Annotated in this window: 9 protein-coding genes and 1 pseudogene; 8 read left to right on the forward strand and 2 right to left on the reverse strand. The window is 61.4% G+C overall.

Features of this window, described 5'->3' with window-relative positions:
• Window positions 1-89 precede the first annotated feature (89 nt).
• From IE038_RS10515 to qhpG, 8 genes are all read left to right on the forward strand, one after another.
• Window positions 90-1,772 carry a fatty acid--CoA ligase gene (locus IE038_RS10515; protein WP_189395580.1) on the forward strand — a complete coding sequence of 561 codons (1,683 nt, stop codon included), beginning with the start codon at window positions 90-92 and terminating at the stop codon, window positions 1,770-1,772.
• Between the two features lie 299 nt (window positions 1,773-2,071).
• Window positions 2,072-3,946 (forward strand): DUF1302 domain-containing protein, encoded by a 1,875-nt coding sequence (locus IE038_RS10520; protein ID WP_189395581.1) that lies wholly within the window; start codon window positions 2,072-2,074, stop codon window positions 3,944-3,946.
• 27 nt (window positions 3,947-3,973) lie between these two features.
• Entirely contained in the window at window positions 3,974-5,338 is a 1,365-nt protein-coding gene (locus IE038_RS10525; protein WP_163936076.1) for a DUF1329 domain-containing protein, read from the forward strand.
• A gap of 238 nt (window positions 5,339-5,576) precedes the next feature.
• Window positions 5,577-8,297, forward strand: a complete 2,721-nt coding sequence (locus IE038_RS10530) for a winged helix-turn-helix domain-containing protein (RefSeq protein ID WP_189395582.1) — start codon at window positions 5,577-5,579, stop codon at window positions 8,295-8,297.
• A 123-nt stretch (window positions 8,298-8,420) separates the two neighbouring features.
• Window positions 8,421-10,328: a sigma-54-dependent Fis family transcriptional regulator gene (locus IE038_RS10535; protein ID WP_163936072.1), complete on the forward strand. Its 1,908-nt coding sequence runs from the start codon at window positions 8,421-8,423 to the stop codon at window positions 10,326-10,328.
• Window positions 10,325-12,046, forward strand: coding sequence for an ABC transporter ATP-binding protein (locus IE038_RS10540; protein WP_163936070.1), 1,722 nt, complete (start codon window positions 10,325-10,327; stop codon window positions 12,044-12,046). The genes IE038_RS10535 and IE038_RS10540 overlap by 4 nt, the downstream gene beginning before the upstream one ends.
• Entirely contained in the window at window positions 12,036-12,710 is a 675-nt protein-coding gene (qhpE, locus tag IE038_RS10545; RefSeq protein ID WP_163936067.1) for a subtilisin-like serine protease QhpE, read from the forward strand. Before IE038_RS10540 ends, qhpE begins: the two co-directional genes overlap by 11 nt.
• Window positions 12,707-14,017: a flavin-dependent monooxygenase QhpG gene (gene qhpG / locus IE038_RS10550; protein ID WP_189395583.1), complete on the forward strand. Its 1,311-nt coding sequence runs from the start codon at window positions 12,707-12,709 to the stop codon at window positions 14,015-14,017. Before qhpE ends, qhpG begins: the two co-directional genes overlap by 4 nt.
• Before the next feature lie 3 nt (window positions 14,018-14,020).
• On the opposite strand, the gene IE038_RS10555 is transcribed toward qhpG, so the two are convergent.
• Complete coding sequence (locus IE038_RS10555) at window positions 14,021-15,514, reverse strand: aldehyde dehydrogenase family protein (protein ID WP_189395584.1); 1,494 nt, start codon at window positions 15,512-15,514, stop codon at window positions 14,021-14,023.
• A 146-nt stretch (window positions 15,515-15,660) separates the two neighbouring features.
• Window positions 15,661-15,804 (reverse strand): annotated as a pseudogene (locus tag IE038_RS10560) (transposase); the annotation flags it as partial.
• Window positions 15,805-16,079: the final 275 nt, after the last annotated feature.

Below are 16,079 nucleotides of genomic sequence, written 5' to 3' on the forward strand. Positions count from 1 at the left end.
TTCCTTTGGCTGATTTGGACGGCGCAGCGGCGTTCTAAAGTGAAGGTCTGTTTTGACCCAGACCATGCACTTCAGAAAAGGGACACTTCATGTTGCAGACTCGCGTCATTGCCCCTGCCGAGGGCGCTTATGAGTATCCGTTGCTGATCAAGCGCCTGCTGATGTCCGGTAGCCGCTACGAGAAAACCCGCGAGATCGTTTACCGCGACCAGTTGCGCTACAGCTACCTCACCCTGAATGAGCGTATTGCACGGCTGGCCAACGTATTGACCGAGGCCGGGGTCAAGGCGGGCGATACGGTGGCGGTGATGGACTGGGACAGCCACCGTTACCTGGAGTGCATGTTTGCTATCCCGATGATTGGTGCGGTAGCCCATACCATCAACGTGCGCCTTTCGCCGGAACAGATTCTCTACACGATGAATCACGCCGAAGACCGTTTCGTGCTGGTCAACAGTGATTTCGTCGGCCTCTACCATGCCATTGCCGGTCACCTGACCACCGTTGAAAAGACGCTGCTGCTGACCGATGGTGAGTCGAAAACCGCCGAATTGCCGAACCTGATCGGTGAGTACGAACAGCTACTGGCCGCTGCCAGCCCGCATTATGACTTCCCGGATTTCGACGAAAATTCGGTGGCAACGACCTTCTATACCACCGGCACGACCGGTAACCCGAAAGGGGTGTACTTCACGCACCGGCAACTGGTGCTGCATACGTTGGGCGCAGCGGCTGTGACCGGCAGCATCGACAGCGTCCGCCTGCTTGGCAGCAACGATGTGTACATGCCGATCACCCCGATGTTTCACGTGCATGCCTGGGGTATCCCCTACGTGGCGACCATGCTGGGCGTCAAGCAGGTCTACCCCGGACGTTACGACCCGGAACTTCTGGTCGAGCTGTGGCGCAAGGAAAAGGTCACCTTCTCCCATTGCGTGCCGACCATCCTGCAGATGCTGCTCAACGCCAAGGGCGCGCAGGCTGAAGATTTTGCAGGCTGGAAGATCATCATTGGAGGCAGCGCGCTGAACCGTGCGCTCTATGAGGCGGCCAAGGCGCGCGGTATCCAGCTCACGGCGGCCTACGGCATGTCGGAAACCTGCCCGCTGGTGTCCTGTGCTCACCTGAACGACGAGTTGCTCGCGGGCAACGAAGATGAACGCATCACCTACCGGATCAAGGCCGGCGTACCGGTACCCCTGGTGGAGGCGGCGATCATCGACAGTGACGGCAATTTCCTGCCTGCTGATGGCGAGTCCCAGGGTGAACTGGTGCTGCGAGCCCCTTGGCTGACCATGGGGTATTTTCGCGAGGAACAGAAGGGCGCCGAGCTCTGGCACGGCGGCTGGTTGCATACCGGCGACGTCGCCACACTGGACAGCATGGGGGTGATCGATATTCGCGACCGGATCAAGGATGTGATCAAGACGGGCGGTGAATGGGTGTCTTCGCTGGAGCTCGAAGACCTGATCAGCCGTCATCCTGCGGTACGTGAGGTCGCCGTGGTCGGTATCGCCGATCCGCAATGGGGTGAGCGGCCGTTCGCATTGTTGGTGGTGCGCGAGGGGCACAGCATTGACGCCAAGGGGCTCAAGGAACACCTCAAGCCGTTCGTGGAATTGGGCCACATCAACAAATGGGCGATCCCTACCCAGATTGCCCTTGTTACTGAAATTCCCAAGACCAGTGTCGGTAAGCTCGACAAAAAGCGCATCCGCCTCGACGTCATGCAATGGCAGGCCAGTAACAGTACCTTTCTCTCCACCCTCTGAGCCCTCGGGCTTCGCGCCGCTCAAGGCGCGAAGCCCGAACCAGAAACCTCGCGACTTGTAAAACGGTAATTTTCAGCCATGCTTGGCGCCGCCTTGGCAGTGGCATGCCCATCGGTGCCAAGCCGGCATGCTTGCACACTGCAAATCACACTTTAGAGGGATCAAGCCCTGGTACCTGCTGGCTATAGTCGGCGCAGGGGATTTCCAGGAGCGGAGGGGGGGCAATTGACCCTGCATTCCATTGCGCCGTTTCTGGAAGGACTCACTGCCATAAAAATAAAGAACATGGAGTAGCGTCGATGACATCTGCACATCCGTTTTGGCGCCGGGCAAAACTGCCTTTGGCTGTCAGTCTCGCTTCTACGCTCGCCGGTCCTGCATTCGGCGTCAGTTTCAACATCGGTGAAATCGAAGGCCAATTCGATTCGTCGCTGTCCGTGGGGGCCAGTTGGTCGACAGCCAAGCCGAACGAGAACCTGATCGGGGTGAACAACGGCGGCAAAGGGCTTTCGCAGACGTCTGACGATGGCCACCTGAACTTCAAGCGCGGTGAGACCTTCTCGAAGATCTTCAAGGGTATCCACGACCTGGAGTTGAAGTACGGCGATACCGGCGTATTCGTGCGCGGCAAGTACTGGTACGACTTCGAGCTCAAGGATGAACACCGCGAGTTCAAGGACATCAGCGACTCCAACCGCAAGGAAGGCGCGCAGTCTTCCGGCGGGCAGATTCTTGATGCCTTCGTGTACCACAACTATTCCATCGCCGATCAACCTGGTTCGGTGCGCCTGGGCAAGCAGGTGGTGAGCTGGGGTGAAAGTACCTTTATCGGTAACGGCATCAACTCGATCAACCCAATCGATGTTGCGGCTTTCCGCCGGCCAGGCGCCGAGGTGAAGGAGGGCCTGATCCCGGTCAACATGTTCTATGTTTCCCAGAGCCTGACCGACAACCTATCTGCCGAAGCGTTCTACCAGATCGAGTGGGACCAGACCGTAGTGGACAACTGCGGCACCTTCTTCTCCCAGCCGGACATCATCGCGGATGGCTGTTCGAACAACCTGCGTCTGCTGAGCAGCAGCCGTAGCGTTCCTGGCGCGCTCCTGCCGACTCTCGCGTCCAGAGGCGTCGATATCAACGAGGAAGGTGTGCTGGTGCGCCGCAGTGCAGACCGTGATGCCCGTGACAGCGGTCAGTTCGGGGTGGCTTTCCGGTACATGTACGATCCGCTGGATACCGAATTTGGCGCGTACTTCATGAACTACCACAGCCGCGCGCCAATTTTCAGCGCTACCGCTGCAAACAAGGCTGTGTATACGGCGGTTGCTGGTAACCCGCTAGCACCGCTTATTGTGGCGGGCAACTCCAGTTACTTTGTCGAGTACCCCGAGGACATTCGCCTTTACGGGCTGAGCTTCTCGACGACCTTGCCTACTGGCACGGCCTGGAGTGGTGAAATCAGCTACCGGCCAAACGCTCCGGTGCAACTAAATACCACCGACATTTTATACTCTGCTGTGCGACCCTCTGGTGTGCAACCTCTCCCAGGCCCGTTTGCCAACGCTTCCCTGCTGACCGGCGTGCCGGGCGAGGACCAGCATGGCTACCGTCGCAAGGAAGTCACCCAGTTCCAGACCACCCTGACTCACTTCTTCGATCAGGTCATGGGCGCCAGCCGCCTGACCGTTGTCGGTGAGTTGGGTATTACCCATGTGGGCGGCCTGGAGGATTCCAGCAAACTCCGTTATGGCCGTGACCCGGTCTATGGTCCTGGTCCGCTGCCTGCAACTAACGGTGCAAACACGTGTGAAGCACTCAACGACCGTACCATTGGTACGGGTTCAACGGCCAACCTCAGCCGCAATTGCGAAGATGATGGTTTCACCACCAGTACCTCCTGGGGTTACCGCGCTCGCGCCATCTGGGATTACAACGACGTCTTTGCCGGGGTCAACCTCAAGCCGAACATCGCCTGGTCCCATGACGTTTCCGGTTACTCCCCAGGCCCTGGCGGCAACTTCGAGGAAGGCCGTAAAGCCGTCAGCCTGGGCCTGGATGCCGAGTACCAGAACACCTACACCACCAGCCTGTCGTACACCAACTTCTTTGATGGCAAGTACACCACGGTGGACGACCGCGACTTCATCGCCCTCAGCTTCGGCGTGAACTTTTAAGCACACTGATTCAGGAAGAGCACAACTATGAAAACAACCAAGAGTTTGCTGCAAGCCGGTGTGCTGGGCCTGACCCTGCTGGCCACCAGCGTCATGGCAGCCGTTCCCGCCAGCGAAGCTGCCAAGCTCGGCGCCAGCCTGACACCGATGGGGGCTGAAAAGGGCGCCAACGCCAATGGTTCGATCCCGGCCTGGAGTCCGTTGCCGAAAACCGCCGGCGCGGTGGATGCCAAGGGTTTCCTCGCCGACCCCTACGGTAACGAGAAGCCGCTGTTCACCATCACAGCGCAGAGCGTCGATCAGTACAAAGACAAGCTGGCGCCGGGTCAGGTCGCCATGTTCAAGCGCTACCCTGACACCTACACGATTCCGGTCTACCCGACGCACCGGGGTTCCACGGTTCCTGACGAGGTGTTTGCGGCGATCAAGGAAAACGCCACCGCCACCAAGCTGGTGCAGGGTGGTAACGGCCTTGAGAACTTCAAGACAGCCATTCCGTTCCCGATTCCGCAGAGTGGTGTCGAGGTCATCTGGAACCACATCACCCGTTATCGCGGCGGCAGCGTGACCCGTCTGGTGACCCAGGCCACCCCTCAGGCCAATGGCTCGTACAGCCTGGTGTACTTCCAGGACCAGTTCGTTTTCCGCGACAAGATGAAGGATTACGACCCGAACAACCCGGGCAACATCCTCTTCTACTTCAAGCAGAAAGTGACTGCGCCAGCGCGTCTGGCCGGTGGTGTACTGCTGGTTCACGAAACCCTCGACCAGGTCAAGGAACCGCGCCTGGCGTGGGTCTACAACGCCGGTCAGCGCCGTGTGCGGCGTGCACCGCAAGTGTCCTATGACGGCCCGGGTACGGCGGCGGATGGCTTACGTACCTCCGACAACCTGGACATGTACAACGGCGCGCCGGATCGCTACGACTGGAAGCTTGAAGGCAAGAAGGAGATGTACATCGCCTCCAACAGCTACAAGCTCGACTCGCCATCGCTGAAATACGCGGACATTCTCAAGGCCGGTCACATCAATCAGGATTTGACCCGTTATGAGCTGCGCCGCGTCTGGCATGTGGTGGCGACCCTCAAGCCTGGTCAGCGGCACATCTATGCCAAACGTGACTTCTACATTGATGAAGACACCTGGCAGGCCGCTGTGATCGACCACTACGATGGCCGTGGCCAACTGTGGCGTGTGGCAGAAGCGCACGCTCAGGACTACTACAATGTTCAGGTGCCGTGGTACACCCTCGAGACGATCTACGACCTGCAGTCTGGTCGTTACCTGGCACTGGGCATGAAGAACGAAGAGAAGAAAGCCTACGACTTCGGCTTCACTGCCAACACCAGTGACTTCACCCCTGCAGCGCTTCGCCAGGACGGCGTGCGCTAACGCTGCAACCTCCGTGTGATCCCCAGAACGCCCCGGCTTGCCGGGGCGTTTCTGTTTGCGCCGATCGCTTGGCTGGCAATCCGTTGGTAGCTGATGCGATGTGCGCGCGCGTGGCCCTGACTTTTTTTGTTGTAGTCTTTTTTGGGTAACACGCGGCAATTGTCTTCAAATGTGCAGGTTAAGCCGTTAGTCTGCCCTGATCCGTTCTGCCGACAATCCAAACCAAAACGAGCCGGCCATGACTGATCTGTCCCGCACGCAAGGATTTTCCAGCCTGGCCGTCAGCGCCCTGGAGGGACGTTTTTATCGTCCGCCATTGCCTGACGCTCATGTGCCACGCCCGAGGCTGTGCCAGCGTTTGCAGGCCGGATTGGGCGGGCGCCTGTTATTGGTCAGTGCACCGGCGGGTTTCGGTAAAAGCTCGCTCGCGGTGGAGTTTTGTCAGGGCCTGCAAGAGCACTGGCAAAGCCTGTGGTTGAGCCTGAACCGCCGCGACGGCGACCCGGGGCGTTTCCTTGAACGCCTGCTTGAAGGGCTTCAGCACTATTACCCGGCGCTGGGCGCACAGGCCTTGGGCTTGTTGAAGATGCGCCAGCGGCATCAACCCTTCGCCTTTGAAGAATGGCTCGACGGCCTGCTCGACGATCTAGCCGGGCACTTGCAGCCCAGCAAGCCGTTGTTGGTCGTGCTGGACGATTACCACCTGGCTCAGGGGCCAGTGCTCGACCGTTGCCTGCAGTTCTTCCTCAACCATTTGCCGCCCGGTCTGGTGCTGTTGGTCACCAGCCGTCAGCGTCCCGATTGGCACCTGGCGCGCCTGCGTTTGTCGCGCCAGCTGTGTGAACTCAACGAGCAGGACTTGCGCCTGACCCCGGATGAATCCCACGCGGTGCTTGTACAGCACCCTACAACCCTGCGCGGTCAGGCTCTGGACAACCTGATCCAGCGTAGCGATGGCTGGGTCGCCGGCCTGCGTTTCTGGTTGCTGGCGGCCAGCGAATCCGGTGCCGACAACGCCTTGCCCCAGGCCCTGCATGGCGGAGAGGGGTTGATTCGCGATTACCTGCTCGAAGAGGTGATCGACTGCCTGCCCAGTGAGGTTCAGACGTTTCTTTACGACACGGCCTGTCAGGAACGGTTCTGCAGCGAACTCTGCGATGCCCTGCGCGAGAGCCATGACAGCGCCGACATTCTGCGATTTTTGCAGGCGCACCAGGTGTTTCTGGTGCCGCTGGACGAAAATGGCCGCTGGTACCGTTACCACCACCTGTTTTCCGACCTGTTGCGCAGCCGGCAGACCAGCCTGCCATTGTCGAGCCTGCACCTGCGCGCCTGCCGCTGGTTTCACAGCCAGGGTTTGCTCGATGAAGCCGTCGAGCAGGCGCTGCGTGCCGGTCATCTGGATGTTGCTGCCAACCTGGTGCAGAACCTCTCGGAAGAGCAACTGCTGGCCGAACAGAACGTTGGCATGCTGCTGCGTTGGAAGATGGATTTGCCTGACAGCCTGCTGGTCAGCACGCCGCGGTTGATCGTGCTGTACAGCTGGGCGCTGGGGTTGGCCTGCCAGCTGGATGCCGCCGAAGAGCTGGCCAGCCATCTGAGCCGTTTTCTGCCGGCACCGTCTGCCACGGCTCAGAAGTCGATGCTGGCGCAGTGGCTGGCCTTGAGTGGGGTGATCGCTCGCGGGCGTGGTGATCGTGCACGTACCTTGGCCTATTGCACTGAGGCCCTGCGCAGTCTGCCGCAGAAGCGCTATGGACAGCGGTTGGTGTGTTTGTCGACCTTGTCCAACCTGGCGATTGCCGATGGTGATTTCTGGCGTGCACGTGGCTGGAACCGTGAGGCCCTGGAGTTGGCTCAGCGGGTGGGTAACCCGTTGTTCGAGGCCTTGGCCCATTACGACCGGGCTCGCGTGCTGCATGCCCGTGGCGAAATACTCCGGGCGCAGGATGAAGTGCGCCAGGGCCTGCAGCGCCTGCAAGGGCTTTCGGCCCAGCGGCTGTACGCGGCGCGCGCTCGCTTGACCCTGTATGAAGGTTATCTGCTGGCGGCGCGCCTGCAGCCCCAGGCCGGTCGCAGCCGACTGCGCGCGGGTGTGGTCGAGGCGCGGGCCTGTCGGGACATCAGCGTGTTGATCGGTCATTGCATGATCGCCACGCTCGATGGCCGCGAAGGGCGCTTTACCGAGGCGTATGCCGAGCTCGCCGAAGCTGAGCGGTTGATGCATATCTGGGACGTGCCACCGATTTTCTATCTGGCAATGATCACCCTGGTTAAATGTGAGCTGTGGTTGGCGCAAGGGCGTATCGATCTGGCCGAGGCCTGGTTGCAGCGTCTGGGGCAGACCTATGGCGGCAAACTGGCCGCCGCTGCGCCAGAGTTTCACCCGCTGTTGCCGTTGCATATCGAGCTGCAGCAAGCACTTCTGGAGCGCGTACAGGGGCGCAGCGAGCAAGCCGAGCAGCGCTTGCTCGCCTTGAATGAGCGAGGTCAGGCCAACGGCGGGCAACTGCTGCGCGTCATGGCGTTGTGTCAGTTGGTGGCCCTGAAGCTGGCCAGTGGCGGCGAGAGTGAAGCCCGCAGCCTGCTGGTGCAAAGCCTGGAGGCGGCGAAGGGCGGTACCCTGCAACCCTTCCAGATCCTGCTGAACGAACAACCGGGTTGGCTGCGCGAGCAATTGCTTGGGCAACCTGTGGGACCGGTTCGAACCAGTTTGCTGGCGTTGTTGCCAGTGCCTGAAAGCGACACGTCAGGAGCCCCCAGCGAGGCTCTGAGTGCGCGGGAGCTGGCGGTACTGGAGTTGATTGCCCAGGGGTGCTCGAACCAGGAAATCAGCGAGCGCTTGTTCATCTCCCTGCACACGGTAAAAACCCACGCCAGTCATATCAACAGCAAGCTTGGCGTGGAGCGACGCACCCAGGCGGTGGCGCGCGCCAAGGCGTTGGGCTTACTGAACTAGCGATAAACGATGCTTGGTGATTGCAGCAAGCTTTACGTTAACGTAAAAGAGCAGGAGTGGTGTCCTCGCCGTTTCGTTGGCGTAGGACTTGCTTGAATCGGACGATCCGATCCGGAGCAGCTCATGAACAGAATAAAAACAACAACTGAAGTTCCGCCGTTCGATGCTCGCCTTGCGCGAGAGCGGCTGTCGCTGGAAGGGCAATTGCCCGACGGTATTCTGCGTGCCGAAATTGATGCCTCCTGGCGCCGTAGCCTGGGCCATGGTGTGCCGCTGAACAGCCGTCACGACTTCGACCTGAGTTCCTCGGCCAACCTTGACCTGCTGCTGGCCAGCAACCGCGTGTTGCTGGATGCGGCCACTGCCGAAATCGATTACCTGCGTGCGCGCCAGGGCAAGGACAGTGTGATCATCCTGGCCAACGCCGACGCTACCATCCTGACCATTGAAGGCCAGGCTGACGCCCTGAAGCATGCAGCCCTCGGCGACATCAGGCCGGGCACATGCTGGAGTGAATCCGCACGTGGCACCAACGCCCTGGGGACTGCACTGGTTGAGGCGCGTACGATCCAGATCGATTGTGGCGAACACTATCTGGAGCGGCTCAGTGATTATTCCTGCACCTCGGTGCCGATCCATTGCCCGCAGGGCGACCTGCTGGGCGTCCTCGATCTGACTCGCCAAGGGCCGTTGGGCCGGGTGCAGGATCGCACCGCGCTGCTGGCGTTGGCAGTGAGCCAGATTGAAGGTCGTTTGTTCAACACCAGCTACCCGGACCAGGTGGTACTGGCCTTTCACAGCCGCCGACAGTTCCTCGACTCGCCCTGGCAGGGGCTGGTTGCCCTTGGGCTGGACGGGCAGATCCTCGCCGCCAGTAATCAGGCCTGCCAATTGCTGGGTGTAGCCCGTCCGCAGTTGGTCGGTCAACAGTGTGAAAGCCTGCTGGGCATGCGCCTGGAACAATGGTTGGCGCGCCTGCAATTGGGGCGCGTCGACGCTATCGAGACCGCCAAGGGCGCATTTTTCTACAAGACCCTGCAAGTGCCGTTGCGCGCAGTGAGCGTGCCGGTCACGCCCCGGCGCAGTGCACGCCCGAACACGGAGCATCCGGATCTGCAAAGCCTGGGGGCGGGCAACAGTCGCTACGCGCGCGCTCTGCGTATGGCCCGCCAAGGGTTGGTCAGCGAGTTGCCCGTGGTGTTGTTGGGGGAGACCGGTAGCGGTAAGGAAGTGGTCGCCCGTGCCCTGCACCTGGCCAGCCCACGGGCAGCGAAGCCCTTTGTCGCGGTCAACTGTGCGGCAATTCCCGAAGGCCTGATCGAGTCTGAACTGTTTGGCTACCGTGAGGGCGCCTTTACCGGTTCCCGGCGCGGTGGTGTGGTCGGGCGCTTGCAACAGGCCCATGGCGGTACGCTGTTCCTCGATGAAATCGGTGATATGCCGCTGGCCTTGCAGGCTCGTTTGCTACGGGTACTGCAGGAGCGCAAGGTAGCGCCGCTGGGGGCCGCAGAAGAACAGGACCTGGACGTTGCCTTGATCTGCGCCACTCACCGTGACCTGAAGCGTCAGGTCGAAGAGGGCCATTTTCGTGAAGACCTGTATTACCGGGTCAATGGCATCAGTGTGCAACTGCCGCCCCTGCGTGAGCGGGAAGACCTCATGGTGCTGGTTGCCAGTCTGTTGGAAAAACTCGGTGGCAAAGGGGCGTACCTGTCAGACGAGTTGTCGGCGCTGTTCATCGGTTACCACTGGCCGGGCAACATCCGCCAACTGGAAATGACCCTACGCACCTTGCTGGCCATGCGCGAGGAGGGCGAGCAGGAACTTGGTCTTGAGCACCTGCCGGACAACCTGCTCGAAACGTTGCGCGGTACCCAAGCGGCTCAGGCCAGCGGGCGGATACGCGATAACGAATTGACCTTGATTCGTCAGGCGCTTGAGCGCCATCACGGTAATGTTTCGGCCGCCGCCCAGGACCTGGGCATCAGTCGCGCGACGCTCTACCGCAAGTTCAAGCAGTTGCAGTCATGATGCGCTGGCTTGCCCGGTTGATCGATCACAAGGACCCCGAAGCCTTGCAGCAGTCGCTGCGCTGGCTGTACGGCTTCGTTCGACCGCAGCGCATGGCGATTGCCGGGCTGTTGGGATTGTCCTTGTGCGCCACGCTACTGGTGCTGGTGCAGCCGTGGCTGACCAAGCTGTTGATCGATGATGGCTTGCTGGCGCGCAACTTCCCGGCCTTGGCCACGATTGCCGGCGTGATGGTCCTGGCCGGTATCCTCGGCACGCTGCTGTCTGGCCTCAACCGCTACCTGCACACGCGTCTGTCGGGGCGCATTCTGTTTGCCCTGCGCGATGAAATCTATCGCCACCTCCAGGGCTTGTCGCCGACCTTCTACGGCCAGCGACGGATTGGTGACTTGATGTCGCGGCTCGACGGTGACGTGGCCGAGATCCAGCGCTTTGCCGTCGACTCGCTGTTCTCGGCCGTGTCCAGCGTGATCGGCCTGGTCTGTGCGCTGGGCATGCTGCTGGCGCTGTCATGGAAACTGTCGTTGCTGGCGCTGGTGCTGATCCCGCTGGATGTGCTCTGGCTGCGCTGGATGCGGCGCAAGGTCGAACGTGAGGTGCGCCAGTTGCGTGAGCGTTCGGCGGATGTGTCTTCGTTTCTGGTCGAGACCCTGCCAGCAATGAAGTTCATTCAGTCTGCTGGCCAACAGCAGCGCGAAGCGCGACGCCTTGATGGGCTCGGCCAGGGCTACATGCAGCAACTGCTGCGTTTGCAGGTCACTGAGTTCTTCACCCAAGCGGTCCCCGGTACCCTGACTTCGCTGTCGCGCGCCTGTGCCTTTCTGGTCGGCGGCTATTGGGTGGTGCAGGGTACCTGGCAACTGGGGGCGCTGATCGCTTTTTCGACCTACCTGGGCATGGCCGTGGGGCCGGTGCAGAGCTTGCTCGGCTTGTACGTGTCGATGCAGCGCATGAGTGTCAGCCTTGGGCGGGTGATGGAGCTGCGCGGTGAGGTGCCGAACGTGGTCAACCCGGTATCACCCCGTGCGATGCCGAGCACGTCTGACGTGCATTTCGAGGGAGTGTGTTTCGCCCACCCTGGCCGGCCACCGTTGTTACGTGAGGTGCAGGCGTCGATTCCTCAAGGCTGCAAGGTGGCATTGAGCGGTATTTCCGGTGCGGGTAAATCGACGTTGATCGACCTCTTGCAGCGATTTTACGATCCCCAGGCCGGGCGAATAGTGCTGGGCGGTTGTGACCTGCGTGAGCTGGACCTGTTCGAGCTGCGTCGGCGAGTCGCGGTGGTTAGCCAGGACATTGTGCTGTTTCGCGGCAGCCTGGCCGACAACCTCGCCTACAGCGTGCCTGAAGCCAGTCGTGAAGCGATTGCCGAAGTCGCACGTCTGGCGCAACTGGACAGCCTCATCGCCAGCTTGCCCGAAGGCCTCGACAGCCCGCTGGGTGAACGTGGCCAGCAGCTGTCGGGTGGGCAGAAGCAGCGCATCGCGATTGCCCGGGCCTTGCTTCAGGACCCACTGATTCTGGTGTTGGACGAAGCCACCTCGGCGGTCGATGAAGCGACCGAGCGTGAGGTGATCGGCGCAATTGATCAACTGTTCCATGGGCGTACGCGGATTTTGATCAGTCACCGTTCTTCGACCCTGGCCGATGCCGATCTGCGCCTGGCGTTGTTCGACGGTCAGTTATCCACAGTGGGAGCGGTCAAGCATGAGGCCTGAGGTGCGTATTGGCGTGGTCGATAGTGGCCATGACGTCAGCGGACAACCGCCAGTGGTTGCGCGCCGGTTTGCCTTGGCACACGCCGGTGTGCTTGAAAGCGAAGCAGAGGCTGATGCGTTGGGCCATGGCAGCGCGGTATCAGCAGCCATACTTGAGCGGGCGGGCGAGGCGCGTTTGTATGTGGCGCAGGTGTTCGATGGGCGCGGGGTGACCAGTGCCTTGCAGGTCGCCGCCGCCATTGAATGGCTGCTCGCCTGCCAAGTGCGGGTGATCAACCTGAGCCTGGGGTTGCGCGAGGATCGTCCCGCTCTGCGTGAGGCCTGCGCCTTGGCGGTGGAGGCCGGCATCCTGCTGTGTGCCTCGAGCCCAGCGCAAGGGGCACCGGTGTACCCCGCGGCCTATCCGGGAGTATTGCGCGTGACCGGTGATGCCCGTTGCCTGCCGTCGCAGTGGACCTGGCTGGGTACTGCCCAGGCTGATGTCGGCGCTTGTGTGCGCAGTGCCGACGGGCGGCTGTCGGGTGCCAGCCTGGGGTGTGCAGCCCTGACCGGGCACCTCGCAGCGTTCTTGCAGCAGCACCCGGCAGCCAGTAACAGCGAGATCCGTGACTGGCTATATGGGCAGGCACATTATCACGGTCCTGAACGGCGGCTGGCGCCATGAGCCGGGTACTGGTGCTTGGCGCCGGGCCGGCGGGTGCTGCCGTCGCCCTGGGCTTGCGGCGGCTCGGCCATGAGGTGTGCGTGGTCAGCGAGTGGCGCCGCTTTGCCGCGCTGGAAGGCGTTTCGCCGCGTGTCCTTGAAGGCCTGCGCGGGGCGGGGTTGTTGCACGCCTTGGCCAGCGCAACTGAGCCGTCGCAGCGGCAGGTGCAGTGGAACGGGCAGAGCACGGCCCAGAACCTGGAATACCTGATCGACCGGCCGCGCTTTGATCAAGGCCTGCGCGATGATTTGCACGCGGCGGGGGTAGTGTTGATCGAAGGACGAGTGCTGAGTGTCGAGCGTGACGCGGGTCAGATGGGCGTTACGCTTGAAGGTGCAGCGCCCGTGTTTGCCGACTTTCTGGTGGAAGCCCGTGGTCGACAGGCACCGCAGGCGAACAAGGCGTCGTCGGGCAGGGCCTGGCGCGGGCCGGAAACCCTGAGCCTGTTGAACCGTTGGCAGGGGCGCCCGGGCCCGAATGCCAGCGCGGTGCAGAGTTTTGCCGATGGTTGGGCGTGGATGGCGCGTCAAGCGGATGGCCGCTGTTACTGGCAACTGACCCTCGACGTTGCCAGTACTCAGTTGCCCGACAAGGCCGAACTGCTGGAGTACTGCCGTGCACGGCGTCAGCAGTCGGAAATGGCCTGTCGCTTTTTCGGCGCCGCCGAGGAACACGACCTTCACCTGCATGCCCGCAGCAGCACGGCCATTCTCAGCCGGCAGACCGGCGCGCAGGGATGGCTGCGTGTTGGCGATGCGGCGATGGCCGTCGATCCCTTGTCGGGCAACGGTATCTTCCAATCGCTGTCTTCGGCCCTGCAGGCGCCAGCGGTGATCAACACGTTGCTGCTACGGCCTGAGCGCGCGGCGCTGGCGTTGCAGTTTCACCAGCAACGGGTCGAACACCTGTTCTGGCGCTTCGCTCGTAACGGGCGAGACTTCTACGCTCAGGAGCAGCAATGGCCTGACGCACCGTTCTGGCAGGCCCGTAGCCGCTGGCCCGATCAGGAGCCGGCCCACCGTGAGGCGGACTTTGCTGCCTTGCAGGTGCAATCCGGCCCAGTGCTTCGCGAGGGCTGGGTGGATGAAGTGGAGCTGGTGGTGAGCCCCGATCAGCCATTGGGAATCTGGCATGTACAGGGCGTGGCGGTGGCACCGTTGGTGAAACGCCTGAAAGATGAACCGGCCGAGCAAGTGCTGGCCGGTTTGGAGCCTGAGCAAGCGCGGATGATCCGCAGTTGGTTGCTCAGTCAGGGCTATCGCCCCTGAGGCTTACAGCTTGATCAACACCGACTTGAGTTCGGTGTAGTGCTCGATGGCCGCCGCGCCCATCTCGCGGCCCACGCCGGACATCTTGTAGCCACCGAACGGCAGCGCCGGGTCAAGGGCGCTGTGGCAGTTGACCCACACGGAGCCGGAGCGAATACGTGGGATCATCCGGTGGACGGCGGCCAGGTCGTTCGACCAGATACTCGCGCCCAATCCATAGGGGCTGTCGTTGGCCATGCGCAGGGCCTCGGCCTCGTCATCGAATGGAATTGCTACCAGCACCGGGCCAAAGATTTCTTCCTGCACCAGTGGATGACGCTGATCGACATCGACGATCACCGTAGGTTTGACGAAGTAGCCGGGGCCGAACTGTTCACCGCCACAGGCAATGCTGGCGCCGCTGCTGCGGCCTTGCTCGATGTAGTTGAAGACCCGCTGTTGTTGCCGTGCGGAAATCAGCGGGCCCATGTCTACGCTGGGGTCCAGGCCGTTGCCGAGCTTCATGGCGTTGGCTATACCCGCGATATCGGCGACCACATTGTCAAAGTGCTTGCGGTGTACATACAGCCGAGAACCGGCACAGCAGACCTGACCCTGGTTGAAGAAAATCGCGCTGGCAGCACCCGCCGCAGCGCTGGTAAGGTCCGCATCGGCCATGACGATGGTTGGCGATTTACCACCCAGCTCCAGAGTGACCCGGGTCATGTTGTCCATGGCGATCTTGCCGATCTGCTGGCCGACGGCGGTCGAGCCGGTGAAGGTCAGTTTATCCACCCGTGGGTTACGGGTCAGGGCATCGCCCGCAACGATGCCGGTGCCGGTGACCACGTTGAAGACGCCGGCCGGGTAGCCGGCTTCGAGGGCCAGTTCGGCCAGCTTGAGGGCGCTCAACGGCGTTTCATCGGCGGGCTTGAGCACCACCGTACATCCGGTTGCCAGCGCCGGGCCGAGCTTCCAGCAGGCCAGCAGCAGCGGGAAGTTCCAGGCCACGATAGCGCCGACGACACCGACGGCTTCACGGCGAATGAAACCGTGGAACTGATCGGCGGGCATCAGCGGCATCGACACATCCACGGTGCTGCCTTCGACCTTGGTGGCCCAGCCTGCCATGTAGCGCAGAAAATCGATGGACAGCTGCACGTCCATCACCCGGGCTACGGCGGCACTCTTGCCGTTGTTCAGACATTCGAGCTGGGCCACGACCTCGGCGTCCCGCTCCAGCAGGTCGGCCAGGCGCCACAACAGGTTCTGCCGTTCGCGTGGGCGGGTGCGGCTCCACGCCGAGTCGTCGAAGGCCTTGCGGGCGGCGAGAACGGCGCGCTCGACATCGGCCGGGGTGGCGCTGGGCACCTGGCACAAAGGTTCGCCAGTGGCAGGGTTGCTCAGCGTCATCAGCGCACCGTCGGTGGCTTCAACCCAATCGGCACCGATCAACATACGGGGGGCGCGCTTTAGAAACGACTCGACGGCGGGCAGCAAGGGGGCAGTGGCGGACATGGCAAACCTCGTTCTTGTGAGTGAATGCCGGGGTATTCGCAACCCTTGTGCCAAGGTCAAGAACCCCCTGAAAACAGGGGCCTTGGCTGCTTGAGATGGGGTGCAGCGTCTCAAACTGAGACAGTGTTGAGACGCGACAACTGCCTTTATGGCGCGATCCACAAACTCGAGAGTGCAAACAGCGTGTTCAGCTGCGCGGTGTTCTTGGCCAAACCTCGGAAGCGGGTTTTCAAATATCCAAACTGGCGTTTGATTACCCGAAATGGGTGTTCGACGCTGGCCCTCACCTGAGGCTACAGGCGTGGATGAAAAACAAAGGAAAAAAGAGTACAAGTAATAGGGAGAAGTAAAACGATGAATATCATAAGAACGATTGTGCTCAACGAGAAGCCAGAAGAGGTAATACTATTTCTCACTAAAAATGAGTTGGGTATCTCACTTCCTCAGCTTGATGGCCTTTATAATCGAGCCAACTGGGCTCACGTGACAGATAGCTGGGGGCTATTGAGCCTCGTCAAGAGCATGTGCAACGCCGGCTTTATCCAGTATAGCGGGACCGGAGTTG

It is taken from the genome of Pseudomonas laurentiana, assembly GCF_014648275.1.
Taxonomy (GTDB): Bacteria; Pseudomonadota; Gammaproteobacteria; order Pseudomonadales; family Pseudomonadaceae; genus Aquipseudomonas; species Aquipseudomonas laurentiana.

Coding starts and splice junctions, on each gene's coding strand:
- IE038_RS10515 (WP_189395580.1), top strand. CDS start 90: ATGTTGCAGACTCGCGTCATTGCCCCTGCCGAGGGCGCTTATGAGTAT.
- IE038_RS10520 (WP_189395581.1), top strand. CDS start 2,072: ATGACATCTGCACATCCGTTTTGGCGCCGGGCAAAACTGCCTTTGGCT.
- IE038_RS10525 (WP_163936076.1), top strand. CDS start 3,974: ATGAAAACAACCAAGAGTTTGCTGCAAGCCGGTGTGCTGGGCCTGACC.
- IE038_RS10530 (WP_189395582.1), top strand. CDS start 5,577: ATGACTGATCTGTCCCGCACGCAAGGATTTTCCAGCCTGGCCGTCAGC.
- IE038_RS10535 (WP_163936072.1), top strand. CDS start 8,421: ATGAACAGAATAAAAACAACAACTGAAGTTCCGCCGTTCGATGCTCGC.
- IE038_RS10540 (WP_163936070.1), top strand. CDS start 10,325: ATGATGCGCTGGCTTGCCCGGTTGATCGATCACAAGGACCCCGAAGCC.
- qhpE (WP_163936067.1), top strand. CDS start 12,036: ATGAGGCCTGAGGTGCGTATTGGCGTGGTCGATAGTGGCCATGACGTC.
- qhpG (WP_189395583.1), top strand. CDS start 12,707: ATGAGCCGGGTACTGGTGCTTGGCGCCGGGCCGGCGGGTGCTGCCGTC.
- IE038_RS10555 (WP_189395584.1), bottom strand. CDS start 15,514: ATGTCCGCCACTGCCCCCTTGCTGCCCGCCGTCGAGTCGTTTCTAAAG.